Source organism: Ottowia beijingensis (assembly GCF_013423955.1).
Taxonomy (GTDB): Bacteria; Pseudomonadota; Gammaproteobacteria; order Burkholderiales; family Burkholderiaceae_C; genus Ottowia; species Ottowia beijingensis.
The window spans coordinates 2,343,874-2,367,840 of record NZ_JACCKX010000001.1; the positions used below are offsets into that span (position 1 = coordinate 2,343,874).

Consider the following 23,967-nt stretch of genomic DNA (forward strand, 5'->3'; position numbering starts at 1 on the left):
GTCTTGCACCAGCCCGGCAGCGCGACCCGAGGAACCCAGAAGATGACACCGCCCACCCAGAGCCAGCCCCTGCACGCACACCTGCGCCGCCACGCACGCGAGAAGCCCGACGCGGCGGCGCTCGTCTGGTACGGCCGCGCCATCAGCTGGCGCGATTTGGATGACTGGAGCGACGCACTGGGTGCGCACCTGCAGTCGCTCGGCGTGGGCAAGGGTGCGCCGGTGGCGCTGTTCATGAACAACTGCCCGCAGTACCTGGTGGCGCACTACGCGATCCAGAAGATCGGTGCCATCGTCTGCCCCTGCGGGCCGCTGAACAAGGCGCACGAGCTGGAATACCAGCTGGGCGACCTGCAGGCGCGCGTCATCATCGCGGCCGACAACCTGTTGCCCATCGTCGATCAGGTGCGCGCGCAGACGGCGCTGCAGCATGTGCTGGCGGTGCGCTACGGCGATCTGCTGCCGACCGAGCCGACGCTGCCCGTGCCATCCGAGCTGCAGGCCGCGTCGGCGCCGCTGCCGGCCGGCGTCGCTGATATGCTTCAGATTTCGCAGCAGGGTGCGCAGAGTGGACGGCGACCAACGCCAGGTTCCATTGGGATGGATGACATCGCCCTGATGACTTACACCAGCGGCACCACCGGCCTGCCCAAGGGGGCCATGCTGAGCTTCGGCAATGCGCTGTTCAAGACGGAGGTGACGGCCGCATCGGCCGGCATCGGCGCGCAGCACGTGGCGCTGTCGGTGGCGCCGCTGTACCACATCGCCGGCATGCTGATGGGTGTGAACGTGCCGGTGCTGGCGGGCGCCACGCAGGTGCTGCTGTTCCGTTTCGATCCCGTCGCCGTGCTGCAGGCGATTCATGCCTACAAGGTCACGCACTGGTACTCGATCGCGCCGATGAACGTGGCCTGCATGCAGGTGCCGGATGCGCAGCGCTTCGACCTGGCGAGCTGCTGCGCAACCCGGTCACGAGTTTCGGCATCACCTTCACCGAGCCGCTGGCGCAGCAGTGGCAGGCGTTCACGCGCGGGCCGTGCATCAGCTATGAAGCTGCCTATGGCCTGAGCGAAACGCACACCATGGATACCGGCATGCCGCACGACGCCATCCGCTGGGGCACGCACGGCCGGCCGATGCCGGGCGTCACGATCCGCATCGTCGATGCCGAGACCGGCGCCGAGAAGACGGTCGGTGAGGTGGGCGAGATCACCGTGAAGTCGCCCGGCAACTTCAAGGGCTACTGGAACAAGCCCGAGGCCACCGCGAAGACGCTGAGAGATGGCTGGGTGTGGACGGGCGACCAGGGCCGCATGGACGCCGATGGCTATCTCACCTTCATCGGCCGCACCAAGGAGATGATCAAGGTCTCGGGCTACAGCGTGTTCCCGGAAGAGGTGGAGACGATTTTGATCAAGCACCCGGCGGTGGCGCAGGCGGCCGTGCTGGGCGAGCCGGATGCGGAGAAGGGCGAGGTGGTGAAGGCGTTTGTGGTTCGCAAGCCCGGCGCTGAGGTGTCGGCTGAGGAGCTGATGGCGTGGAGTCGGGAAAACATGGCGACTTACAAGGCGCCGCGATACGTGGCCTTCATCGACGCGTTGCCGGCGACGGGGTCGGGGAAGGTGTTGCGGCGGTTGTTGAAGGATGTGGCTTGATGGTGACGGTGTGGGGCCTGCGAGCGCGGCTGGCCGGGCGTTCGCCCCGGCGGGCGACCTACTTTTCTTTGTCTCGCCAAAGAAAAGTAGGCAAAAAAGGCGACCCCACCGGCCGTGTCCCTTCGCTTCGCTGCGGGCGACCTGCGATGCTCGGGCGCGGGGCGGCGCTGCGGAACTCGCTGCGCGCTTGCGCGCTTCGCTCAGACAACCGCAGCGAGTCAGAGCACGAAGCGCGGCATGCTGCGCTGCCGCGCCCGCCCCACGCCCTGCGCTTCTCGGCACGGCCAGAGGGGAGGTTGAAATGCGACACGGGCCATCGCTGCGCTCGGCCTTGGTCTTGTCAGGCCGCTGCTTCGCGCGGCGTGCTGTTTTACTCCCTCTCCCTCTGGGAGAGGGTTGGGGTGAGGGCCGCGCCCGTGGCCTGTGAGTGATCTCTTATGCTGAAAAAATCCTGATCGCCAACCGCGGCGAGATCGCCGTCCGCATCGCTCGTGCGTTGCATGACTTGGGCTGCGCCAGCGTGGCCGTGTTCGCGCAGGACGACGCGGGTGCGCTGCACACGCAGCTGGCCGACCACGCCGTCGCGCTGCAGGCCACCGGCCCGGCGGCGTATCTGGATGGTGCTGCGCTGATCGTCGCCGCCCGCGCGCAGGGCTGCGACGCGGTGCATCCGGGCTACGGCTTCCTGAGCGAGAGCGCGGCGTTCGCCCAGGCCTGCACCGATGCGGGCCTGACCTTCATCGGCCCCACGCCGGAGCAACTGGCGCTGTTCGGCGACAAGGCGCGCGCCCGCGCGCTGGCGGCCGAATGCGGCGTGCCGCTGATGCCGGGCCTGAACCACGCGACGACGCTGTCCGAGGCCGAAGCCTTCTTCGCCGAGCAGATGGCGCAGGGCGCGGGCGGCATCGTCATCAAGGCGGTGGCGGGTGGCGGCGGGCGCGGCATGCGGGTGGTGGAGCGCGCCGAAGACGTGGCGCCGCTGTGGCAGCGCTGCACCTCGGAGGCGCAGGCCGCGTTCGGCGAAGGCGGCGTGTACGTCGAGCGCCTGATGCCGCGTGCACGCCACATCGAGGTGCAGGTGATGGGCGACGGCGCGCAGGTGGTGAGCCTGGGCGTGCGCGAATGCACGCTGCAGCGGCGCTTCCAGAAGCTGGTGGAGATCGCCCCCAGCCCCACGCTGGCGGCCGGGTTGCGCGCGCGCATCGAGCAGGCCGCGCTGGCGATGGCGCGGCGCGCGGGCTACCGCGGGCTGGGAACGTTCGAATTCCTGGTGGACGAGGCATCGGCCGACCTGCCCTTCGTCTTCATCGAGGCCAATCCGCGCCTGCAGGTCGAGCACACGGTGACCGAGGCCGTGACGGGGATCGACCTGGTGGCGCTGCAAGTGCAGGTGGCGGCGGGGCGAACGCTGGCGGAGCTTGGCCTGGCGGAAGACACGCCGGTGCCCGAGCGTGGCTTCGCCATCCAGTGGCGCATCAACGCCGAAACGCTGGATGCGCAGGGCCATGCGCTGCCCGCCAGCGGCCGCATCGCGCATCTGGCCTGGCCCAGCGGCCCCGGTGTGCGCGTGGACACACATGCGCAGGCGAGGGTGGTGCCATCGCCGCATTACGACAGCCTGCTGGCCAAGCTGATCGTGCACGGCCCGGACTTCGCGGCGGCGCTGCGCCGCTCGCAGCGCGCGCTGGCCGAATGTCATGTGGATGGCCTGACGGTCAACCTGCCCTTGTTGAGCGCGCTGGCAGAACGCCCCGAGATGGCGAGCCAGCAGGTGCACACGCGGTGGTTGGAAGCCGCTTTGCCAGAACTGCTGGATGCTTCAAAAATATAGCTGTTCGCGCCCGTCGGACGGGCGCAGAAGGCCAATTTCATTCAAATCAAACCTCTGCGCTGTCTGCCGCCGAAGCGCCCGAAGGCTCCATCCTCGCACCCATGCCGGCGCGCCTGGTGCAGCTGTCGGTGCAGGTGGGCGACGCCGTGCCCGCCGGCGCCGAATTGGCCGTGCTGGAAGCGATGAAGATGCAGCACGTGCTGAGCGCGCCGCACGCCGGCGTGGTGCGTGCCCTGTTCGCCGAAGCGGATGCCTACGTGGCGCAGGGCGATGTAATCTTGGTGCTGGAGGAGGCCGAACACGCGGCAGAGCAAGCGGCGGCTGACCAGGCGGCGCAAGACCCCGACCACATCCGCGCCGACCTGCAGCGCGTGCTGGATCGCCACGCCCTCACGCTGGACGACGCGCGGCCCGAGGCCATCGCCAGGCGCCACGCGCGCGGCGGGCGCACGGCGCGCGAGAACATCGCCGACCTGTGCGACGAAGGCAGCTTCATCGAATACGGTGCGCTGGCGATTGCCGCGCAGACGCGCCGCCGCAGCATGGAAGACCTGATCGCCAACACGCCGGCCGACGGCATGGTGACGGGGGTGGGTGGTGTCAACGGCCTCATCTTCGGCGCCGAGCGTGCGCGCACGGCGGTGATGGCTTACGACTTCACCGTGCTGGCCGGCACGCAGGGCATGCGCAACCACGCCAAGACCGACCGCATCCTGGGCCTGGCCTTGCAGGAGAAGCTGCCCGTGGTGCTCTTCGCCGAAGGCGGCGGTGGCCGGCCGGGCGATGTGGATTCGAATGTGCTGGCGGGGCTGGACATCGGCACCTTCTCGGCCTATGCGTCGCTCTCGGGCCAGGTGCCGGTGGTCGGCATCGTCGCCGGGCGCTGCTTTGCCGGCAACGCGGCGCTGGTGGGTTGCAGCGACGTGATCATCGCGACGAAGAACAGCAACCTCGGCATGGGCGGGCCGGCCATGATCGAAGGCGGTGGCCTGGGCGTGTTCGCGCCCGAGGATATCGGCCCGGCCGACGTGCAGCACGCCAACGGCGTGATCGACGTGCTGGTGGCCGATGAGCGCGAGGCGGTGGCCACCGCGCGGCATTACCTGAGCTTCTTCCAGGGCCGCGTGAAGGACTGGATCACGCCCGACCAGCGCGGCCTGCGCGCCGTGGTGCCCGAGAACCGCCTGCGCGTGTACGACACCCGCGCGGCGATGCGCGGCCTGGTGGACGAGGGCAGCCTGCTGCCGCTGCGCACGGGCTTCGGCGCCGGTATCCACACCGCGCTGGCGCGCATCGAGGGGCGGCCCGTCGGCCTGATGGCCAACAACCCTTTGCACCTGGGTGGCGCCATCGATGCCGATGCCGCCGACAAGGGCGCGCGCTTCATGCAGCTGTGCAACGCGCACGGCCTACCCATCGTCAGCCTGATCGACACACCCGGCTTCATGGTGGGGCCGGAGGTGGAAAAGACCGCGCAGGTGCGCCACGTCAGCCGCCTGTTCGTGGCGGCGGGCGCTGCGCGTGCCGTTCTTCAGCGTGGTGCTGCGCAAGGGCTACGGGCTGGGGGCGATGGGCATGGCGGCGGGCGGCTTTCACCAGCCCTTCTTCACCATCGCGTGGCCGACGGGCGAGTTCGGCGGCATGGGGCTGGAAGGCGCGGTGCGCCTGGGCTTTCGCAAGGAGCTGGAGGCGGTGCCCGCGGGCGCCGAGCGCGACGCGCTGTTCGCCCAACTGGTGGCGCAGCAGTACCAGCATGGCGAGGCGATGAACATGGCCACCGCGCTGGAGATCGACGCCGTGATCGACCCGGCCGACACGCGCGCCTGGCTGGCGCGCGGGCTGGCCTCAAGCAGCGGGCCGCGCGGTGCGGCGCGCGGCTTCGTCGACGCGTGGTGAGCGCGGATACCAGCCCACCGCACTACTTTGCCGCCGCTTTGCACGCGCTTGACATGCGCGGGCCACCATGGACGCATCGCCATTCATGACGAAAGGAAGCGATCCATGAAAGCCGTCTCGATCAAATCCCTGCTGCTGGCCGCCACCGTGGCGGCCGGCGGCCTCGCTGGTCTGGCGCTGCCCACGGCCGCGCAGGCGCAGGCTTACATCAACGTGCAGATCGGCACGCCCCCGCCCCCGCCGCGCTACGAGGTGGTGCCCGCCCCGCGCCCCGGTTGGGTGTGGGCACCGGGGCATTACGAGTGGGCGCATAACAACTACATCTGGCGCCGCGGCCACTGGCTGCAGGCGCGGCCGGGCCATGCCTACGTGCCGGCCGCCTGGCGCGCCCAAGGCAACCGCTGGGTCTACCAGCCGCCGCGCTGGGATGCCCGCCCGGTGCGCGTGGTCAGCCCCGGCCCGCGCCATTGGGACAACCGCGGCCCGCGCGGCTACCAGGACCACCGAGGCCGCCCCGGTGCGCGCCCGGGCGCGGACCGTGACCGCGACGGCGTGCCCAACCGCTACGACCGCCGGCCGAACGACCCGCGCCGGTACTGAGCCTGTTGACGTTTTTCAAGAGCATGACAGCGCGTGCCGCGCCAAGGAAAGCCCCTCTCCCTCCGGGAGAGCGCCTGCCCCGGAATTGATCCGGGGCTGGCGTGAGGGCCGCCAGCGTGTCATGCATGACGCGGAGTCATCAATAGACTGGCCCCAGGTTGCCGTTCACGGCTACCCGCCGACCGGGCGATGGGTTTCGTGCTGCGGGCCCGTCCGCTGTTGGCGTTATGGGGAGTATGCGTGTCCAGCGCCCTTTATTCGGGCGCTAGCGAAGTGTATATGGGGAGTATTTGTTCTCCTGGCCAACTCGTCGGCGCGGCGCCGACTTCGATTGCAGCGTGCTTTGTGGGAGCGGCCTTGGCCGCGATGCGGCGCACCCACCCCAGGCAGCGCCTCATCGCGGCCAAGGCCGCTCCCACAGCATGGACGGTGGCGCCGCCCTGCCTGCACATCGATGGCCCGCGCCCGCACGGCCCGTGGCGAGATCGCAGACAGGCCCTCAGGGCTGGCGCGTGGCGCGCCTGAGTTCGGCGCAGTAGTCGCGCGGCGGCACGGGCGGCGTGGGCCACAGCAGGTCGGCGCCGCTGGTGTGTGCCGGCAGGGTGTCGGTTACTTCTGAATCAATAGCTGCCTGCGCTTGCCCAGACTGCGCTGACAGCACTTTGGTCGTCAAATCCGGCGGCAGGTGCAGCGGCACGCCCAGCGCGCGGTGCACGTGCCCGTTGCCGGCCACCAGCAGTACCGTGCGGCCGGGTTGCCGCGCGGCGCGCACGGTGTCGGCCATGGCGATGTCGCGCGCGATCTGCACCCGCGTCATGGGCCCGATCTGCGATTCGGGCAGCAGGCCGCAGTGGCCGTCGCGCATGCGCTGCTGCTGCTCGGCCAGCGCGGCGGGCGGCAGGCGGGCGTCCAGCGCGGCGTCGCGCATCGCCTCGCGCTGGCGCGCGGCGGGCAGGTTGGCGCCCAGCACCGGCACGCCGGCGCGTACCGCGGCCATCACCACCGGGCGGTAGGTCTGCCACGGCCAGCCGGCATCGCGCCAGGCCAGGGCGCGCTGCACCTGCGACTCGCTGGCGTGGCGCGGCAGGCCGGCGGTGCTGCGGCCCTGCTCGGCCATCTCCAGCGCCAGCGCGGCCAGTGCGCCGCGCGCGGCCAGCCATTGCACCGTCTGGCGCTGCAACTGCTGGTGCGCGGGCGCGTCGTGCTGCTCGCCCAGCAGCAGCACATCGGCCGGCAGCAGGGTGGCCAGGCGCGCCTGCCCGTCGGCGCCCAGCGGGGCGGGCGTGGCACAGCCGGCCGCGCCCAGCAGGGCCAGGCTCAGTGCGGCGGCGGGCAAAGGGGGCGGCGCATCGCGCCATACTACGCGCTCGCCCAACGCCCCATGCCCGCAGTTTCCGCTTCCGTTCACCTGTTGTGGCGCACCGCGCTGACGCTGCTGCTGGCCTGGCTGGCCGCGCGGGCGTGCGTCGCGCTGGGCACGCCCATCCCGTGGATGATCGGCCCGCTGCTGGCCACCGCCGGGGCCAGCATGGCCGGCCTGCCCACCTACAGCGCCAACGCCTTGCGCAATGCCGGTCAGTGGACCATCGGCGCTGCGCTGGGCCTGTATTTCACGCCAGAGGTGACGCGGCTGGTGGCCAGCCTGTGGTGGGCCGTGGCGCTGGGCGTGGCCTGGGCGCTGGCGCTGGGGCTGGGTTTCGGCACCTGGCTGGACCGGGCGCTGCGCGGCCAGCTGGCCCATCTGGCGCCGGCCGAGCGGCGGGCGACCACTTACTTCGCCGGCGCCATCGGCGGTGCGTCGGAGATGACGCTGCTGGCCGAGCGCGCCGGCGCCCGCACCGATCTGGTGGCCGCCGCGCACAGCGTGCGCATGGCGGTGGTGGTGCTCAGCATTCCTTTTGCCATGCAGTGGGCCAAGCAGCACTGGGGCCTGCAGGCGCTGGACATGACCCCGCCCACGGCGCGCGCGGCCGAATGGCCTGGCCTGCTGTGGCTGCTGCTGGTCACCGGCCTGGGCGCCATGGCGATGCGCCTGACGGGGCGCGCCAACCCGTGGTTCATCGGCGCGCTGCTGGCCGCCATGGCGCCGACGATGGCGGGGCTGCACCTGTCGGCCGTGCCGACGGCGCTGACCAACGCGGCGCAGCTGGTCATCGGCATCAGTCTGGGCGTGCGCTTTTCGCGCCAGTTCCTGCGCGCGGCGCCGCGCTGGCTGGGGGCGGCGGCGCTGGGCACCGTGGGCATGATCGTGGCCTGCGCGCTGTTCGCATGGGCGCTGGCCTGGGCCACCGGCATCCACCCGGTCACGCTGATGCTGGCCACCTCGCCCGGCGGCATCACCGAGATGGCGATCACCGCCAAGGTGCTGCAGCTGGGCGTGCCGGTGGTGACGGCGTTTCAGGTCTGCCGGCTGGTGGCGGTGCTGCTGCTGGCCGAGCCGGTGTTCCGGTGCTGGGAACGGCGGCTGGATTCAGTGCCGAATCGGGCTTGAGCGCCCGTCCCATCTGCGCCAGCAGCTATCAATAAAGAAGCAAAGAAAAGGCCCGGCGTGCAGCGCGGGCCTTTTTCGTCGGGTGCAGGGCGGGTCAGTGCACCACCACCGGGTTCTGTGCCAGTTCGGCGTAGCCTTCCAGCGTGTCTTCCACTTCTTCCTGGGTGGGCGTGTTCTCTTGCCAGGCGGCGATGCGCTGCTGGAACAGTTCGGCCCACAGGCCGTCCAGGTAGACCTCTTTGCCCGAGCGCTTGTCCACGATCTCGAATCCGTGGCGCGCCAGCACGGGCTGGCCTTCTGCCATGTCGGTCCCCACATGGGAATCCGGCAGCAGGTGGACCACCGCGAAGGTGTCGGAGTCGTAGAGCGTATTCATCAGTGCATTGAGCCTTTCAGGGGGTAAGAAATTGGTTCCACCCTGTATATGAGAACGCATGGGGGCTTTCAAGGTGTACGTGTTGTCCCTGACAACCCGTCAGCCTGAGGCTGACGTGCAAAAGCCCGTTTCCGGGGCGTTGCAGCCTGCCTCAGCGCCCTTCGGGCAGCGATTTCAGTTGCTGATCGGCCACATCGCCGTTGGCCTGCGTGATGCGCAGGCGCGCCGGCAGGTAATCGAGCGTGCGCGCCAGCCACAGTTCCACGCGGGTGTCGTAGTCCTTGCGCGGGTGGCGCACCAGCCGCGCGGTGGGCAGCGCGTGGCCGTCGATGTGCAGGGTCTCGTCGGCCTGCACGTCCCAGGTCCAGGGTTCGGCATCGCGCACGCCGGCTGTGTGCAGCGTGATGCTGCTGCCGGGCGGGTAGCGTTTGGGCGCCGCAGCCAGCAGGCCGCCGAGTTGCAGCGACACGCTCAGCCGGTCCTGCGCGCCGGCCTGCCAGGCGGCGTCGGGCGTGTTGGCCGAAAAGCGGATGCGCCCGCCGGCCGGGTCGAAATGCGCGGCGCGCTCGCTGCGGGCGCGCTCGGCATAGCGCTCGGGCGCCAGGCCGGCGTCGCTCACCGCGCCTTCGCTGCGCTGCGTGCGCTGGCCCAGCAGGGGCATGCGCACTGTCCATTCGGCCTGGTAGCGGCTGGCGCTGCGCTGCCAGACAAGCTGGGCTTCGGCCTGGAAGGCGATGCCGCGCGCGGTGCCGCTCACCTGGTAATCCAGCGTGGCCGAAGGCGGCAACTGTGCGGGGGCGCTGGGGCTGGGCGCGGACGCAGGTGGTGCGGCGCTGGCGGTGCGCGCTGGTGCCTCGGCCGCCGCGACCAGCGTGGGCGTGGCGGGCAGTTCATCGGCCGCGGGGCTGGGCGGGGCGGTCTGCGCTGCCGCCACGGTCTGGGCCGCGCGCGGCGTGGTGGTCGGGCGCGGCGCCGGCTTCAGGGCACGCACCGGGCGAACGGCTTTCGGTGGAACGACCACCGGCGGCGGTGCAGTGGCTTCGACCAGCGCGGGCGCCGGGGCTGTCGCCGGGGGTGCGTGCACCGTGCGCACCAGCACCGGCGCGGGTTTTGCGGCCTGGGCCACGGCCGGCGCAAACGTTGGGGGTGGTGTTGGGCGCAGCAGCAGCGCATGCCCCAGTGCCACCGCACCGACCAGCATCAGCGGCGGTCGGCGCCAGGCGGGCGGGCGCCGGCTCATGGCACGGCGCGCCGGGGGCGCTGGCCTAGAATGGCCCGCTCCCCGCGCGGGCCAGCGCAACGAATCTCAGCCTCTGCATCCATGAAACTGGCAACCTACAAAGACGGCTCGCGCGACGGGCAACTGGTGGTCGTCTCGCGCGACCTGACGACGGCCCATTATGCGACCGGCATCGCCAACCGCCTGCAGCAGGCGCTGGACGACTGGAACTTCATCTCGCCCCAGCTGCAGGACCTGTACGACACACTGAATCACGGCAAGGCGCGCCACGCCTTCCCGTTCGACCCCACGCTGTGCATGGCGCCGCTGCCGCGCGCCTACCAGTGGGCCGATGGCTCGGCCTACCTGAACCACGTCGAGCTGGTGCGCGCCGCGCGCGGTGCCGAGTTGCCCGAGAGCTACTTCACCGATCCGCTGATGTACCAGGGGGAAGCGACGATTTCCTGGGTGCGCACGACGCCATCCGCGTCGCCAGCGAGGACTTCGGCATCGACTTCGAGGCCGAACTGGCCGTGATCACCGGCGACGTGCCCATGGCCGCCACACCCGAGCAGGGGCTGGACGCCATCCGCCTTCTCATGCTGGTCAACGACGTCAGCCTGCGCCACCTGATCCCGGACGAACTCGCCAAGGGCTTCGGCTTCTTCCACGGCAAGCCGTCCACCGCGTTCGGGCCCGTGGCCGTCACGCCCGACGAGCTGGGCGAGGCCTGGATCGAGGGCCGCGTGCACCTGACGATGCAGATCGACTGGAACGGCCGCAAGGTCGGCCGCTGCGATGCCGGGCCCGACATGCGCTTTCACTTCGGCCAGCTCATCGCCCACGCCGCGCGCACGCGGCGCCTGCGCGCCGGCAGCATCATCGGCAGCGGCACCGTCAGCAACCCGGGCGTCGAGAAGGATGGCCGCCGCGAATGGCCCAAGGGCTACGGCTGCATCGCCGAAAAGCGCGCCATGGAGACGATCCAGGACGGCGCGCCCAAGACCGACTACATGCGCTTCGGCGACACCGTGCGCATCGAGATGAAGGGCAAGGACGGCGAATCGGTGTTCGGCGCCATCGAGCAGAATGTGAGTCAATTCGGGCGCTAGCGCCCGTCCACCAAGCGCGAGCAGCTATATAAAAATAGCTTTTTGGTAGGCGTCGACTCAGTCGAGCCTGAACCCCACCTCGATCGTCACTTGCCAGTGGCCGACCTCGCCGTCGACCACGTGGCCGCGCGTCTCGATCACCTTGAACCAGTTGATGTTGCGCACCGAATCCTTGGCCTTGGCCAGCGCGGCGCGAACGGCCTGCTCCATGCTTTCGGTCGATGAGCCGGTGAGGTGGATGTGCTTGTAGATGTGGTCGTCCATGGCTTGTCTCCTGTGTGGGTGAGGAACCATCGTAGTGCGCGGCCGGCAGGCTGCGTCGGCAGGGGTTATCGACGCGCTGGCGCGGCGCTTTGATGATGCGGCGCATGTCCTTCCATCACCTGAGCCCGCCTGCCGTGGCCGCCCCTCCGCCGGGCGCACGGGCGAACGGCTGACGTCCTTCGCCCGATCCTTTCACGGTCGGCACTGCGCTGCTGCGCGCGGTGCTTTTCTTCGGGTTTTTCAGAGGCGGATAGCCTCCAAGGTGATCTCTCATGAACGCATGGCCGACGGCGCTGTTCGTGCTGCTGTGGAGCAGCGGCGCCATCTTCTCCCGCTGGGGCCTGGACCACGCCTCGCCCTTCGTCCTGCTGGCGCTGCGCTTCGGCGTGGCGCTGGCGTTTCTGTCGCTGCTCGGCTGGCGCGAGCGCGCGTGGCTGCCCGCGCCGGGCACGCGCGCGCAGGTGGCGGGCACCGGCCTGCTGCTGGTTGGCGGCTACTCATGTACCTACTTCCTGGCGCTGGACCAGGGCCTGACGCCCGGTGCGCTGGCCACCATCCTGGGCGTGCAGCCGATCGCCACGCTATTGCTTCAGGAGCGGCGCGCGCCCGCGCTGCGCTGGCTGGGGCTCGCCTTGGCGCTGATCGGCCTGGTGCTGGTGGTGCTCGACAGCCTGCTGCGCGCCCGCGTGTCGGTGGCCGGCGTGGCCTGGGCGCTGGCGGCGCTGGGCTGCATCACGCTCGGCACCATGGCGCAGAAGCGCATCGCCCAGCCGCCCACGCGCGTGCTGCCGCTGCAGTGCGCCGTGGCGCTGGCGCTGTGCGTGGCGCTGCTGCCCACGCAGGCGCCGCGCTTCGATCCGCACCCGATGCTCGCGCTGTCGGTGCTGTGGCTGGGCGCGGTGATCTCGGTCGGCGCCACGGTGCTGCTGTACCGCCTGCTGCGCGCCGGCAACCTGGTCAACGTCACCAGCCTGTTCTACCTGGTGCCGGGCGGCACGGCGCTGCTCGACTGGTGGCTGCTGGGCAACCGCATGGCGCCGCTGGCGCTGCTGGGCCTGGGGCTGGTGGTGGCGGGGCTGGTGCTGGTGTTCCACGCGCGGCCGGCGCGGTGAAGGCTCAGGCCGAGGCCAGTTGCCGCGCCAGCTCGCGCACCGCGCGCAGCAGCATCTCGACCGACAGCGCCACCAGGATCAGGCCCATCAGCCGCTCGAAGGCCAGCAGCACGCGCAGGCCCACCACGCGCTGCAGGCGCTCGGCCAGCAGCAGCACCACGGCGCACACGGCCATGGTCACGCAGAGCGCCGCCACCCATTCCCAGCGGCGCTCGGGTGCCTGGCTGACCAGCAGCATCACCGTGGCCAGCGCCGAAGGCCCGGCCAGCGCGGGCACGGCCAGCGGCACGATCAGCGGTTCGCTCACCGGCGCGTCGGCCGGCAATGGCGGCGGCGGAAACACCATGCGCAGCGCGATCAGGAACAGCACCACGCCGCCCGCCATCTGCAGCGACAGCGGCGACAGGTTCATCAGGCGCAGAAAGCCGTCGCCCAGGAACATGAAGGCCAGCAGCAGTGCAAAGGCGATGAGCACCTCGCGCAGGATCACGCGCCAGCGCCGCTGCACCGGCACCGGCTTCAGCGCGTTGGCGAAGATGGGGATGTTGCCCAGCGGGTCGGTGATGAGCAGCAGCAGGATGGTGGCGGAGCCGAAGGTGGTGATCATGGTTCAAGAGCCGGCGACCGGGCTGGCAGCGGCCATTGTGCGGCCGCGGCCTGCCACTGCGCCTGTGGGAGCGGGCTTGCCCGCGATGCGGCGTCAACTGGGGTGAGGCGTCCTGTCGCGGGCAAGCCCGCTCCCACAGGGCTCAGGCGGCGTAGACCGAGGCCAGATCTTCGAAGCCCTTGATCTCGATCGGGTTGCCGAACGGGTCGCGGAAGAACATCGTCCACTGCTCGCCCGGCTGGCCGGCAAAGCGCAGCTGCGGCTCGATCACGAAGGCCGTGCCGGCCGCCTGCAGCCGGTCGGCCATGGCCTGCCAGTCGGCACGCTGCAGGATCAGGCCCAGGTGCGGCATCGGCACCAGGTGCTCGCCGACATGGCCGGTGTCGGTGGTCTTGAACGGCTCACCGAGATGCAGCGAAATCTGGTGGCCGAAGAAGTCGAAATCGACCCAGGTGTCGGTGCTGCGCCCCTCGCGGCAGCCCAGCACGCCGCCGTAGAAGGCGCGCGCGGCGTCGAGATCGGTGACGTGGTAGGCGAGGTGGAACAGGGCTTTCATGGCGGCAGGATAGCGCGGCTGGGGCGCGCGGCTCAGCCCAGCGGCGAGGGCCGGGGCGACACGCCCTGCGCCAGCGCCGCCGCGTGCTGCGCCGCCTGTGCGCGGGCATAGGCGGGGCGCTGCGTCAGCTGCTGCCAGTAGGCCGCCACGCTGCCCGGCAGCGGCTGCGGCAGGTCGATGAAGCTGGCCAGCATCACCGCATAGCCCACCGCCACGTCGGCGGCGGTGAAGCGACCGGCGCACAGGTGGGGGCGCCCATCGGCCAGCGCGGCCTCCAGCGCACGCAGGCGGCCGAGGAACCAGCGCGCGTAGTCGTGCGCCACCTGTGGTTGCTGGCGCTCGGGCGGCTCGAAGCGCGCGTAGCGCAGCACCAGCGTCTGCGGAAAGGTCAGCGTGGCGTCGCTCATGTGCAGCCAGTTCAGGTAGGCGGCGTGATCGGGTTCGTGCGCGGCCACGTCCAGCCCGCCGGGGCTGTGGCGCGCGGCCAGGTACTGGCAGGTGGCGGCCGATTCGGTCAGGCGCACGCCGTCATCTGCCGTCAGCAGCGGCACGGTGCCCAGCGGGTTCAGCGCCAGGTAATCCTTGGCCAGCGCGCGCGGCGGAAACGGCAGCATGCGCAGCTCATAGCGAAGGCCCAGCTCCTCCAGCATCCACAGCGTGCGGAACGAGCGCGCATCGACGCAGTGGTGCAGCGTGTAGCTCATGACGCGGCGCCTGGCTTCGACAGGGCGGCAATGCGCTGCGCCGTGTCGGGATCGTCGAAACAGCGCGTGGCCGCTGCCTGCTCGGCTTGCAGCGCCGCGGCCAGCGCGGCCGAACCGCCGATGAGCGCCTGCTTGAGCAGGCCCGTGGCCAGCGGCGAGCGCTCGGCCACGCTGCGCGCCAGCGCCATCGCGGTGTCCAGCATCTCATCGCGCGGCAGCACGCGGTTCACCAGGCCCAGCGCGTGCAGGCGCTCGGCCGACAACCGTTCGCCCAGCACCAGCAGTTCCATGGTGCGCTGGTGGCCCAGCGCCTGCGGCAGCAGGTGCGTCACGCCGCCGGTCACGAAGTGGCCCAGCTGCATCTCGGGGAAGAAGGCGACGAGGTCGTCGGCCGCCACCACCAGGTCGCAGTTCAACAGCCATTCCAGCCCGCCGCCCACCGCATAGCCGTGCACCGCGCCGACGACCAGCTTGGGCCCGCCCACGATGGCGCGGGTGATGCGCTGGAACGCATCGGCCATGCGCGCGCCCAGGTCGGCGGCGGTGCCTTCGCCGGCGCCGTCCTTCAGGTCGGCCCCGACGCAGAAGGCGCGGCCGGCACCGGTGAGCACGATGGCGCGCGTGTCGACATCCTGCTGCGCCGCCTGCAGCGCGGCGTGCAGGTCGGTCAGCAGCGGCAGGCCGATGGCGTTCAGCCGCTCGGGGCGGTTCAGCGTGACGACGCTGACCGCGCCGTCGCGGTGCAGGATGGCAAGGGGCATGGCGGGCGTGGCAGGGCTTACGATCAGATCATCTTGACACACGAGGAGACGCTTCCATGACCGCACCCGCCGTCGACTACAGCCGCTATCAGACGTTCAACATCACCCGCCGCGGTGCCAACAACGCCGTGCTCGATCTGCAGATGAAGGCCAAGAACGGCAAGCTGCCCACCGCCGCGCACGACGGCCACTGGGAACTGTCCGAAATCTGGCGCGACATCGACAAGGACGACACCGTGCGCGCCGTGGTGCTGCGCGGCGAGGGCATGGGCTTCTCGGGCGGGGGCGACCTGGCGCTGGTGCAGGACATGGCGGCCGACTTCGAAGTGCGCACGCGCGTGTGGAAGGAAGCGCGCGACCTGGTCTACAACGTCATCAACTGCGACAAGCCGATCGTCAGCGCCATGCACGGCCCGGCCGTGGGTGCGGGGTTGGTGGCGGGCCTGCTGGCCGACATCTCCATCGCGGCCAAGAGCGCGAAGATCGTCGACGGCCACACGCGCCTGGGCGTGGCCGCGGGCGACCACGCCGCCATCTGCTGGCCGCTGCTGTGCGGCATGGCCAAGGCCAAGTACTACCTGATGCTGTGCGAGACCGTGACCGGCGAAGAGGCCGAGCGCATCGGCCTGGTGTCGCTGGCGGTCGAAGACGACCAGTTGCTCGACAAAGCCTACGAAGTGGCCGACAAGCTGGCCGCCGGCAGCACCACCGCCATCCGCTGGACCAAGTACTCGCTCAACAACTGGTACCGCCAGGCGGGGCCGAGTTCGACACCTCGCTGGCGCTCGAATTCATGGGCTTCGCCGGGCCGGATGTGCAGGAAGGCGTGGCCAGCCTGCGCGAGCGGCGGGCGCCGAAGTATTGAAGCGTGGCATCATGGATACTCCCATGATAGACTGCCTCTAGCGCCCGATAGACGGGCGCTGACAACACATACTCCCTTGTATCGGATGAAGGTCAGCCCTTCGTCCGCGCCATCAGCGCCTCTGTATTGGCCTTGCGATCGGCGTTCACCTGCTGCACGCTGGGCCGCTCGCCCAGGCGCTTCAGGTAGTCCTTTGCCGGCAGGTCGGCCAGCAGGTCCTGGCCGTAGATGATCCTGGTGGCGCTGCTGACCAGCGGCAGGTGCACGGCGGCGGCACAGTCGGCCAGGGTGAAGTCGCTGCCGGCGATGTAGGGGCTGAACTTGGCCAGTTGGCCGAAGGCGGCGATGTTCTTTTCCAGCTGCGGGCGAATCTTCTCCTTGGCCGCGTCGCTCACCTTGCCGCCGAAGAAGGCCTCGGGGTACAGGTTGCGCGCCACCAGCTCCAGGTGCAGCTCGATGTAGCGCAGCAGCTCGCGCACCTTGGCGGCCTGGTAGGGGCTGGCGGGCATCAGCGGCTTTTCGGGGTAGCGGTCTTCCACGTATTCGAGGATCACGGTCGACTCGCTCATCGGCCCCTCGTCGGTGATGGCGTAGGGCACCTTGCCCAGCGGGCTGGCGGCCAGGTCGGTTTCGCCCACCCAGGCCGTCACTTCCTCGAAGGGCACGCCTTTTTCCAGCAGCGCGAGCTTGACCTTGTTGTAGTAGTTGCTGGCCGAGAAGCCGCAGAGCTTGAGCATGGGTGTCTCCGAAAAATGATGAGGGTGGGTGTGGGGCCTGCGTGCCGCCAGGGCGATCGCGCGCCGCGCAGCTTAGCGCGCACGCAGTCCGCTTGATGTCGCGCAACCGACCGCGCGCCGCCTGCCCCATAATCAACCGCCGATGGAAGCCCTGCGCCGCGCCCCTTACCTCGCCCGCCTCGTGCTGGCGTGGTTCGCGCTTGCCCTGGGTGTGGCGGCGGCATCGCCGCTGGTGAATCCGCAGACCATCGAACTCGTCTGCGGCGCCGCCGGCCAGATCAAGGCCGTGGTGCACACTGACGACGGCGCGGTGGAACTGGGTAGCGCCCACCTCGACTGCGCGCTGTGCCTCGTCGCCTCGGCCCCGCCGCCGGCGCCGTTCGTGGCGCCGCAGCCGCCGCAGGTGCCGGCGCTGGCCTGGGCCACCGTCGATCTTCGCCCGCTGCCGCTGGCCGCGGCCCTGCCGTGGCAGGCGCGCGCGCCACCGCTGCCCTCCTGATCGCTATTGTTTTTGTAGCTGTCCGCGCTTGATGAACAAGCGCTGGCGCCTCATTTCATTCAGCATTTGCAGGAGGGCAGCATGCCCCCATCCAAGGTTCTCAACCCGCCGCGCCGTACCGCGCTGGCGCGCCTTTCGGGTGTGGCGCTGGCCGCACTCGGCGGCGCGGCGCTCTCGGCCTGCGACCAACTGGGCCAGGCCACCGGCCAGCAGCCCAGCTTTCGCGGCATCGACATCACCGGCGCCCCCTACGGCCGCGACTTCCGCCTGACCGACGTGGACGGCCAGGAGCGCACGCTGGCCGACTACCGCGGCAAGCTGGTGCTGCTGTACTTCGGCTTCGTGCAGTGCCCCGACGTGTGCCCCACCGCGCTGACCCGCGCGGTGGAAACGAAGCGCCTGCTCGGCCCCGACGGCGACCAGCTGCAGGTGATCTTCGTCACCGTCGATCCTGAGCGCGACACGCCCGAGATCCTGCGCGAGTACATGGCCGCCTTCGACCCCAGCTTCGTCGCCCTGCGCGGCGATGCCGAACGGCTGAAGCAGACCGCCGCCGAGTTCAAGGTGTACTACAAGCAGGTGCCCACCGGCAGCAGCTACACCATGGACCACACCGCGCTGTCCTACATCTTCGATGTGCAGGGCCGCCTGCGCCTGGCGCTGCGGCACGAGCAGACCGCGCAGGACTACGCGCACGACATCGCCCTGCTGCTGCCGCACGACTGAAGCGGCGCGGCACCTCGTTCCCCTTTCTCTTTCTTCGCTCGATTCTTTTCAAGGAGTTCAATCATGAAACGCATGGCTTTCACCCTCGCCGCCCTCGCCCTGGCCGCCGCCGCGCACGCGCAGGTCACCGTCTCCGACCCGTGGGTGCGCGCCACCGTGCCGCAGCAGAAGGCCACCGGCCTGTTCATGCACATCGACGCCGCGCAGGACGTCAAGCTCGTCGCCGGCCAGTCGCCCGTGGCCGGCGTGGTCGAGATCCACGAGATGGTGATGGAGGGCGACGTGATGAAGATGCGCGAAATCCCCGGCGGGCTGGAGATCGCCAAGGGCCGCACCATGAGCCTCAAGCCCGGCGGCTACCACGTGATGCTGATGGACCTGAAGCAGCAGATCAAGGGCGGCGAGACCGTGCCCGTGACGCTGACCTTCGAGGAAATCGCCAGCAAGAAGCGCTTCACGCACGAGGTGAAGGCCCCCGTCACCGCGCTGGGCGCCGGCAACGCCGCCCCTGCGGCCATGCAGCACGGCAAGCATTGATGCCTCCAAGCCATGACAAATGACCGCGGCTACCGCCGCATGACAGATGACGAACAACCCCTTTGTCATCGAAGCGCAGCGAAGTCATTCGTCATTTGTCATTCTTGAAAGCGAGTTCGTATGAACCCCGGACGGAGCTCAACACCATGAAAACCATGCACCCACTTTCTCTTTCTGCCGTGGTCGCGGCCCTGCTGCTGGCCGGCTGCGCGCAGACCGCGCCCCCGGCCAAATCCGCGGCGCCCGCCGCAGCTGCCGTGCCAGCGCTGCCGGCCGCGGCCCTGGGCAAGTCCGTGCCGGGCGATGCGGCACTGCCCATCGCCGAGCTGATGCCGCTGACCATGCGCTACGAGGCCGACCTGAAGCTCACGCCCGAGCAGATCAAGGCCATCACCGCCTACCGCGAGGCCAACATGCCCAAGCGCATCGCCGGGCAGAAGAACATCCTGGCGCTGCGCGGCCAGCTGCGCGCGGCCATGCTGTCGGGCCAGCCCACGGGTGATCTGATGCGCCAGGTGTCGCAGGCCGAGCTGGACCACATGCAGGCGCGCGAGCGCTGCGTGGTGTTCATGCGCACTACGCTGACGCCCGAGCAGTACACGCAGCTCATCCAGCGCTACCTGGACGGCCTGCGCTGACCCACGCGCCCCGCTCGGGGCGCAGGCCATGAAGCACAGGCGGGCGGCGCGCCGGGCCGTGGCCTGGCACGCCGCCCGTGCGCATGGGCTGCGCCGCCCAGGCATCGCGCGTCGCCTGCTTGCGGTAAGCTGGCGCCACGTCCGGCCAACCCAGGAGCCTTCTCATGAGCGACTCTTCCGCGTTCGACTTCGGCAAGTTCATCCCCGGCTTCGACTTTCTGCAGAACCTGGCCGCCAGCGGCAAGGGCGCGGCCGGCCCGGTGGGCGGGCTGCACAACTGGGTGGCACCCACCGTCAGCACCGACGAACTCGACAAGCGCATCCAGGAGCTGAAGGCCGTGCTGTTCTGGCTGGAGCAGAACGGCACCGCGCTCAAGGCCACCATCCAGGCGCTCGAAGTGCAGAAGATGACCCTGGCCACGCTGGCCGGCATGAACCTCAGCATGGCCGAGGTCGCCAAGGCCTTCACCCTGCCCACGCAGGGCACGCGCGCCGCCGCACCGCAGGCTGCCGCTGCCGCCGCCACGGCCGAACACTGGCCCTTCACCGCTGCGCCCGCGCCGCAGGCCGCCGCGGCCCCCGCGCCGATGGCCGAGCCCGAACCGGAGTCCGAGGCCACGCCCGAGCCCGAACCCCGGCCCCCGCCCCCAAGACCGCGCCCACCCGCAAGCGCCCGCCGCCCGCCGCCGCGCCCGCGCCAGCCACCGCCGGCCTGGCCGACCCCATGCAGTGGTGGGGCGCGCTGACGCAGCAGTTCCAGCAGATCGCCGCCAATGCCATGCGCGACGCCACGCCCCCGCCACCACGGCGCAGAGCGCTTCAAATTCAATGGCTGACAGCGCAGAAGGGGCGGGCGCTACAGCCCGAAAAGGCACTCAAAGAAAGCCGCCGCCAAGCGCCCGGCGAAGAAGGCCGCCAAGAAGGCCAGCGCCCCCGCCGCACGCAAGGCCCCGGCCAAGAAAGCTGCCGCCAAGAAAACCGCGGCACGCAAGAAGCCCGCCGCCAAGCCCGCGCCCGCCAAGCCCGCCGCCGCCGGCTGGCCGCTGCCCCCGCCCTTCAAGTTCGGGCGCTGACCGCGCGCTGCCTTGCCCCGCCGCGATCACCTCTCAGAATTGTGGGAGCGGGCTTGCCCGCGATGCAGCGCACCCACCCGCACGGCCGCCCCATCGCGGGCAAGCCCGCTCCCACAGCGCCGTGCTGTGTGCGCCGTATCACGCTTGGGTCGATGGCTCGCCAATCATGACGGCGCCGACCATCGCAAAGAAAACCCCTCTCCCTCTGGGAGAGGGCAGGGTGAGGGCCGACAGCGTGACTCGCCCCACGGAAACCCCCATCACCCACACGCCCGATGGCAACGGCCTTGGCCGCGATGCAGCGCCTCCTTTCGCACCACCGCCCCATCGCGGGCCAGCCCGCTCCCCCAACGCCGCGCGGCAACCGTTGACGATCGACCTGTCATGACCCTCTTCCCCACCGGCCACGCCACCCACCCGCAATGGCCCATGGCCTGCGGGCTGGTGCTGGCGCAACTGCGCGCGCAGATGGCGCTGCCGGACCACGCCAGCGCGCCCACGCTCGGCCTGCTCTACATCACCGACCACTACGCAGCCGAAGCACGCGCCATCCTCGACCACCTGCAGGCCGAGCTGCCCCAGGTGGCCGACTGGGCTGGCACCGTCGGCATCGGCGTGTGCGCCAACAACGCCGAATACATCGACGAACCCGCCCTCAGCGTGATGCTGTGCGAGCTGCCGGTGGACCAGTACCGCGTGTTCTCCGGCGTCGCGCCACTCAGCAGCGGCACCGGCTTCACCCCCACACCGCCCTCATCCACGCCGACGCGCAGACGCCCGACGTGGCCGAGCTGATCGCCGAGATGGCCCAGCGCACCACCACCGGCTACCTGTTCGGCGGTCTGGCCGCCAGCCGCGGCGACGTGGTGCAGTTCGCCGCCAGCGGCCGGGGCAACGCGCCGGGGCAGGGCGCGGCGGGCGGCGTGTTCAGCGGCGGGCTGTCGGGCGTGGCCTTCGGCGAGGGCGTGGCGCTGGTGTCGCGCGTCACCCAGGGCGCGCAGCCCATCGCGCCCGAGCGCGCCGTCACCGCCGCCGACGGCAACGTGCTGCTCACGCTCGATGGCGAGCCGGCGCTCGATTTGATGCTCGACGACCTGCAGGTCAGCCTGCAAGAGCCGCGCGCCGCGCTCGACGTGGTGCGCCGCACGCTGGTGGGCCTCTCCAGCCCCGGCGACCAGGGCGTGAGGCGCACTGGCAACTTCGGCGCCGACGTGCTCGTGCGCCACATCATCGGCGTCGACCCCGGCCGGCGCGGCGTGGCCATTGCCGAGCACCCGCGGGTCGGCCAGCGCGCCGCCTTCTGCCAGCGCGACCGCCAAGCCGCGCGGGCCGACCTGATGCGCATCTGCGCCGAAATCCGCGAAGAGCTGGAGCCCGAGGAAGTCACCCAAACCACGGCCGCCGCGCTGGCCGCGCCGCACGAAGCATCAGCCCCCACCCCGCGCGCCGCATCCGTGGCGCGATCTACATCAGCTGCGCCGGCCGCGGCGGCGCGCACTTCGGCGGCCCCAACGCCGAGCTGCAAACCGTGCGCCACGCGCTGGGCGACGTGCCCCTGGTCGGCTTCTTCGCCGGCGGCGAGATCGCGCGGCATCAGTTGTATGGGTATACGGGGGTGTTGACGGTGTTTGTGGGTGCGCAATGAAGCCAACCGTCGATACGATAGAAGATGCACGATGCTTCTATCTTTGAAAGTCAAATTATTTTAGATTCGAATGTTTTTCTATGACTAATCAGGCAACTCCCAATAACCCTTCTGACCGTCTTGCGATAATTTCGGAGCAATTAAAAAAGGTGTCGCAGGCCCGACAGAGACTGTGCGAACCCTGCTTTCTTGGTTTAATTCAGAGCGCAGGGGTATCGTGTGGTTACGACAATTAATAAGGCGCTGAGCGAATATGATTTATTGACCGAGCCCAACTTCGAATCCACTTGGATCGATGGCGCTGTCACATTTAAGAGGAGATCTAATAGCAGCCCTGATGAGGTAGTGCTGGATCCAACTTTTCGACTTGGAAGGCTCGATGCGGCTAACAAAGAGGTTGTTTTTGTTAAGCCTACTGATAATCTCGATCGGGCTATTACATTAATGCTTACCAACGATTTTTCCCAATTGCCGGTGATGACTAGTCAGCGCGAAGTAAAAGGGGTTGTCAGCTGGAAAACTATAGGATCAAAGTTGGCATTGGGAAAGCCGTGCGTCCAGTGCAAAGATTTCATGGAAAATGCGCAGATCGTGTCTGATGATGTTTCGTTGCTAGATGCTGTGCAGGTGATTTCTAATTACGATTATGTTCTTATTCAGAGATTCGATAAGACAATTGGCGGCGTCCTTACTGCCTCCGATCTGAGTGCTCAATTTAAGGCTATGGCGGAGCCATTTTTGTTGGTCGGAGAGATTGAAAATGGTGTTCGACATCTAATTCATGGAAAATTCACCAACAAGGATTTGCAGGCTGTTCGAGATGAAAATGATTCCACAAGAAAATCAATACTCCAAGTGATTTGACTTTTGGTGAGTACGTGAGGCTCCTGGGATTCGAGGAAAATTGGAAAAAATTGAATGTCCAGATTGATCGCGTCGAGTTCATAAGAAAACTGGATCGTGTAAGAGAAATCAGGAATGACGTCATGCATTTCGACCCCGAAGGATTGAGTTCTGATGACAAGCGTTTTCTCTCCGAATTTGCTCAGTTTCTCAAACGTTTGAGGGATATCTGTCGGTAGGAGCTCGGCGGGTTAAAGGGCGAAGCCATCATCCGACGGTGACGACACAGCTTTCAGGGTTTCGCTTTGCCGGAGCCCGTCGGTCCAGCTTATCGCCCAGTGAACTTCCCCGCCCGCTTCTCCACAAACGACCGCACCCCTCCGCCGCATCGTCCGAATTCGCCAGCCGCTTTTGCGTTGCCTCGAATTCCCGCATCGCCGCCATCGGGCCTTCTTCCAGCGCCTTCAGCACGTTCAGCCGCGTGGCGACGACGGCCAGCGGCGCCTGGGCGGCGATTTGCTCGGCTATTTGTAGCGCCTCGCGCAGCACCTGCACCGGCTCCACCACTTTTTGCACGTAGTTCAGGCGCAGCGCCTCGGCAGCGCCAAATTCGTCGCCGGTCAGCAGGTGCAGCATGGCGTTGCCCAGGCCCGAGCGCTCGGCCATGCGCAGGGTGGCGCCGCCGGTGGCCATGATGCCGCGCTTGACTTCCAGTTGCGAAAAGCGGCAGTCGGTGGCGGCCACCACGATGTCGGCGGCCAGCATCAGCTCGATGCCGACGGTGAAGGTGATGCCTTTCACCGCCGCCACCATCGGCTTGCTGCGGCGGCGGTAGCGCGGCATTCCGAGATCGTTGGGGTCGACCAGGCCGTCGGGCACGGCGCGTTCGCCGCGTTGCATCAGCGGCGCGACCGAGGGCAGATCGAGCCCGGCGGTGAAGTGGTCACCCGCCGCGTGCAGCACGCCCACGCGCAGCGCGGGTCGTCGTCGAGCCGGGTGTAGGCCTCGGCCAGTTCGCGGAACATCCTGGCGGTGAAGCCATTGCGCTTGGCAGGGCGGTTGATGCAGATCAGCAGCACATGGCCGCGCACTTCGCAGTCGATGCGGCCTTCGGTGTCGGGGGTGGGGTGGGGCGTGTTCATGCGCCCATGCTAGGGCGGGCGCCGCGCGGCAGGTGTCACGCAGGTGCGGGGTGGGTTTTAAGCCAGATTGGCTTTTAG

18 protein-coding genes and 6 pseudogenes are annotated in these 23,967 nt (G+C 69.1%); 14 read left to right on the top strand and 10 right to left on the bottom strand.

Annotated elements, in window-relative coordinates:
- Window positions 1–42: 42 nt before the first annotated feature.
- The 3 genes and pseudogenes from H0I39_RS11795 to H0I39_RS11805 all read left to right on the top strand — a co-directional run bounded on the left by H0I39_RS11795 (window position 43) and on the right by H0I39_RS11805 (window position 5,982).
- Window positions 43–1,655: pseudogene (locus H0I39_RS11795) on the top strand (AMP-binding protein).
- Window positions 1,656–2,082: 427 nt separating this feature from the next.
- A pseudogene (locus tag H0I39_RS11800) lies at window positions 2,083–5,382 on the top strand (carboxyl transferase domain-containing protein).
- A 105-nt stretch (window positions 5,383–5,487) separates the two neighbouring features.
- The gene (locus H0I39_RS11805; protein WP_257645767.1) at window positions 5,488–5,982 is read left to right on the top strand and encodes a hypothetical protein; all 495 of its coding nucleotides are present in this window, start codon (window positions 5,488–5,490) and stop codon (window positions 5,980–5,982) included.
- 499 nt (window positions 5,983–6,481) lie between these two features.
- Here H0I39_RS11805 and H0I39_RS11810 read toward each other — a convergent pair whose 3' ends face one another.
- Window positions 6,482–7,318 (bottom strand): ChaN family lipoprotein, encoded by an 837-nt coding sequence (locus H0I39_RS11810; protein WP_180550613.1) that lies wholly within the window; start codon window positions 7,316–7,318, stop codon window positions 6,482–6,484.
- 45 nt (window positions 7,319–7,363) lie between these two features.
- On the opposite strand from H0I39_RS11810, the gene H0I39_RS11815 reads away from it, so the two are divergent.
- On the top strand, window positions 7,364–8,473 hold the full coding sequence (locus tag H0I39_RS11815) for an AbrB family transcriptional regulator (protein ID WP_180550614.1): 1,110 nt from the start codon (window positions 7,364–7,366) through the stop codon (window positions 8,471–8,473).
- Window positions 8,474–8,567: 94 nt separating this feature from the next.
- Here H0I39_RS11815 and H0I39_RS11820 read toward each other — a convergent pair whose 3' ends face one another.
- Window positions 8,568–8,849 (bottom strand): BTH_I0359 family protein, encoded by a 282-nt coding sequence (locus H0I39_RS11820; RefSeq protein WP_180550615.1) that lies wholly within the window; start codon window positions 8,847–8,849, stop codon window positions 8,568–8,570.
- 151 nt (window positions 8,850–9,000) lie between these two features.
- The gene (locus H0I39_RS11825; RefSeq protein WP_180550616.1) at window positions 9,001–10,089 is read right to left on the bottom strand and encodes a DUF3108 domain-containing protein; all 1,089 of its coding nucleotides are present in this window, start codon (window positions 10,087–10,089) and stop codon (window positions 9,001–9,003) included.
- A gap of 81 nt (window positions 10,090–10,170) precedes the next feature.
- On the opposite strand from H0I39_RS11825, the pseudogene H0I39_RS11830 reads away from it, so the two are divergent.
- A pseudogene (locus tag H0I39_RS11830) lies at window positions 10,171–11,180 on the top strand (fumarylacetoacetate hydrolase family protein).
- Between the two features lie 57 nt (window positions 11,181–11,237).
- On the opposite strand, the gene H0I39_RS11835 reads toward H0I39_RS11830, so the two are convergent.
- Window positions 11,238–11,444, bottom strand: coding sequence for a dodecin (locus H0I39_RS11835; protein WP_180550617.1), 207 nt, complete (start codon window positions 11,442–11,444; stop codon window positions 11,238–11,240).
- A gap of 272 nt (window positions 11,445–11,716) precedes the next feature.
- On the opposite strand from H0I39_RS11835, the gene H0I39_RS11840 reads away from it, so the two are divergent.
- Window positions 11,717–12,556 (top strand): DMT family transporter, encoded by an 840-nt coding sequence (locus tag H0I39_RS11840; protein ID WP_180550618.1) that lies wholly within the window; start codon window positions 11,717–11,719, stop codon window positions 12,554–12,556.
- 4 nt (window positions 12,557–12,560) lie between these two features.
- Here H0I39_RS11840 and H0I39_RS11845 read toward each other — a convergent pair whose 3' ends face one another.
- The 4 genes from H0I39_RS11845 to H0I39_RS11860 all read right to left on the bottom strand — a co-directional run bounded on the left by H0I39_RS11845 (window position 12,561) and on the right by H0I39_RS11860 (window position 15,184).
- The gene (locus H0I39_RS11845; protein ID WP_180550619.1) at window positions 12,561–13,163 is read right to left on the bottom strand and encodes a MarC family protein; all 603 of its coding nucleotides are present in this window, start codon (window positions 13,161–13,163) and stop codon (window positions 12,561–12,563) included.
- 142 nt (window positions 13,164–13,305) lie between these two features.
- Window positions 13,306–13,719 carry a VOC family protein gene (locus H0I39_RS11850; protein WP_180550620.1) on the bottom strand — a complete coding sequence of 138 codons (414 nt, stop codon included), beginning with the start codon at window positions 13,717–13,719 and terminating at the stop codon, window positions 13,306–13,308.
- 32 nt (window positions 13,720–13,751) lie between these two features.
- A complete protein-coding gene (locus H0I39_RS11855) occupies window positions 13,752–14,423 on the bottom strand; it encodes a glutathione S-transferase family protein (RefSeq protein WP_180550621.1) in 672 nt (223 codons plus the stop codon).
- Window positions 14,420–15,184, bottom strand: coding sequence for an enoyl-CoA hydratase/isomerase family protein (locus H0I39_RS11860; RefSeq protein ID WP_180550622.1), 765 nt, complete (start codon window positions 15,182–15,184; stop codon window positions 14,420–14,422). Before H0I39_RS11860 ends, H0I39_RS11855 begins: the two co-directional genes overlap by 4 nt.
- A gap of 56 nt (window positions 15,185–15,240) precedes the next feature.
- On the opposite strand from H0I39_RS11860, the pseudogene H0I39_RS11865 reads away from it, so the two are divergent.
- Window positions 15,241–16,049: pseudogene (locus H0I39_RS11865) on the top strand (enoyl-CoA hydratase/isomerase family protein).
- Window positions 16,050–16,141: 92 nt separating this feature from the next.
- Here H0I39_RS11865 and H0I39_RS11870 read toward each other — a convergent pair.
- Entirely contained in the window at window positions 16,142–16,786 is a 645-nt protein-coding gene (locus H0I39_RS11870) for a glutathione S-transferase (RefSeq protein ID WP_180550623.1), read from the bottom strand.
- Between the two features lie 142 nt (window positions 16,787–16,928).
- Here H0I39_RS11870 and H0I39_RS11875 point away from each other — a divergent pair, with 142 nt between their 5' ends.
- From H0I39_RS11875 to H0I39_RS11905, 7 genes and pseudogenes are all read left to right on the top strand, one after another.
- A complete protein-coding gene (locus H0I39_RS11875) occupies window positions 16,929–17,285 on the top strand; it encodes a hypothetical protein (protein WP_180550624.1) in 357 nt (118 codons plus the stop codon).
- An 81-nt stretch (window positions 17,286–17,366) separates the two neighbouring features.
- Complete coding sequence (locus H0I39_RS11880) at window positions 17,367–18,011, top strand: SCO family protein (protein ID WP_180550625.1); 645 nt, start codon at window positions 17,367–17,369, stop codon at window positions 18,009–18,011.
- A gap of 63 nt (window positions 18,012–18,074) precedes the next feature.
- A complete protein-coding gene (locus H0I39_RS11885; protein ID WP_180550626.1) occupies window positions 18,075–18,548 on the top strand; it encodes a copper chaperone PCu(A)C in 474 nt (157 codons plus the stop codon).
- 146 nt (window positions 18,549–18,694) lie between these two features.
- Window positions 18,695–19,186, top strand: a complete 492-nt coding sequence (locus H0I39_RS11890) for a Spy/CpxP family protein refolding chaperone (RefSeq protein ID WP_180550627.1) — start codon at window positions 18,695–18,697, stop codon at window positions 19,184–19,186.
- Between the two features lie 164 nt (window positions 19,187–19,350).
- On the top strand, window positions 19,351–19,932 hold the full coding sequence (locus H0I39_RS22220) for a PhaM family polyhydroxyalkanoate granule multifunctional regulatory protein (protein WP_257645768.1): 582 nt from the start codon (window positions 19,351–19,353) through the stop codon (window positions 19,930–19,932).
- A 711-nt stretch (window positions 19,933–20,643) separates the two neighbouring features.
- Window positions 20,644–21,904 (top strand): annotated as a pseudogene (locus H0I39_RS11900) (FIST signal transduction protein).
- A gap of 261 nt (window positions 21,905–22,165) precedes the next feature.
- The gene (locus H0I39_RS11905) at window positions 22,166–22,768 is read left to right on the top strand and encodes a CBS domain-containing protein (protein WP_180550628.1); all 603 of its coding nucleotides are present in this window, start codon (window positions 22,166–22,168) and stop codon (window positions 22,766–22,768) included.
- A gap of 307 nt (window positions 22,769–23,075) precedes the next feature.
- Here the strand turns inward: H0I39_RS11905 and H0I39_RS11910 are convergent.
- Window positions 23,076–23,889, bottom strand: a pseudogene (locus H0I39_RS11910) (crotonase/enoyl-CoA hydratase family protein).
- Between the last annotated feature and the right edge of the window lie 78 nt (window positions 23,890–23,967).

What these genes read in the sequence shown, in the direction of transcription:
- H0I39_RS11805 (WP_257645767.1), top strand. Translation starts at nt 5,488, where the DNA reads ATGAAAGCCGTCTCGATCAAATCCCTGCTGCTGGCCGCCACCGTGGCG.
- H0I39_RS11815 (WP_180550614.1), top strand. Translation starts at nt 7,364, where the DNA reads ATGCCCGCAGTTTCCGCTTCCGTTCACCTGTTGTGGCGCACCGCGCTG.
- H0I39_RS11820 (WP_180550615.1), bottom strand. Translation starts at nt 8,849, where the DNA reads ATGAATACGCTCTACGACTCCGACACCTTCGCGGTGGTCCACCTGCTG.
- H0I39_RS11825 (WP_180550616.1), bottom strand. Translation starts at nt 10,089, where the DNA reads ATGAGCCGGCGCCCGCCCGCCTGGCGCCGACCGCCGCTGATGCTGGTC.
- H0I39_RS11835 (WP_180550617.1), bottom strand. Translation starts at nt 11,444, where the DNA reads ATGGACGACCACATCTACAAGCACATCCACCTCACCGGCTCATCGACC.
- H0I39_RS11840 (WP_180550618.1), top strand. Translation starts at nt 11,717, where the DNA reads ATGAACGCATGGCCGACGGCGCTGTTCGTGCTGCTGTGGAGCAGCGGC.
- H0I39_RS11845 (WP_180550619.1), bottom strand. Translation starts at nt 13,163, where the DNA reads ATGATCACCACCTTCGGCTCCGCCACCATCCTGCTGCTGCTCATCACC.
- H0I39_RS11850 (WP_180550620.1), bottom strand. Translation starts at nt 13,719, where the DNA reads ATGAAAGCCCTGTTCCACCTCGCCTACCACGTCACCGATCTCGACGCC.
- H0I39_RS11855 (WP_180550621.1), bottom strand. Translation starts at nt 14,423, where the DNA reads ATGAGCTACACGCTGCACCACTGCGTCGATGCGCGCTCGTTCCGCACG.
- H0I39_RS11860 (WP_180550622.1), bottom strand. Translation starts at nt 15,184, where the DNA reads ATGCCCCTTGCCATCCTGCACCGCGACGGCGCGGTCAGCGTCGTCACG.
- H0I39_RS11870 (WP_180550623.1), bottom strand. Translation starts at nt 16,786, where the DNA reads ATGCTCAAGCTCTGCGGCTTCTCGGCCAGCAACTACTACAACAAGGTC.
- H0I39_RS11875 (WP_180550624.1), top strand. Translation starts at nt 16,929, where the DNA reads ATGGAAGCCCTGCGCCGCGCCCCTTACCTCGCCCGCCTCGTGCTGGCG.
- H0I39_RS11880 (WP_180550625.1), top strand. Translation starts at nt 17,367, where the DNA reads ATGCCCCCATCCAAGGTTCTCAACCCGCCGCGCCGTACCGCGCTGGCG.
- H0I39_RS11885 (WP_180550626.1), top strand. Translation starts at nt 18,075, where the DNA reads ATGAAACGCATGGCTTTCACCCTCGCCGCCCTCGCCCTGGCCGCCGCC.
- H0I39_RS11890 (WP_180550627.1), top strand. Translation starts at nt 18,695, where the DNA reads ATGAAAACCATGCACCCACTTTCTCTTTCTGCCGTGGTCGCGGCCCTG.
- H0I39_RS22220 (WP_257645768.1), top strand. Translation starts at nt 19,351, where the DNA reads ATGAGCGACTCTTCCGCGTTCGACTTCGGCAAGTTCATCCCCGGCTTC.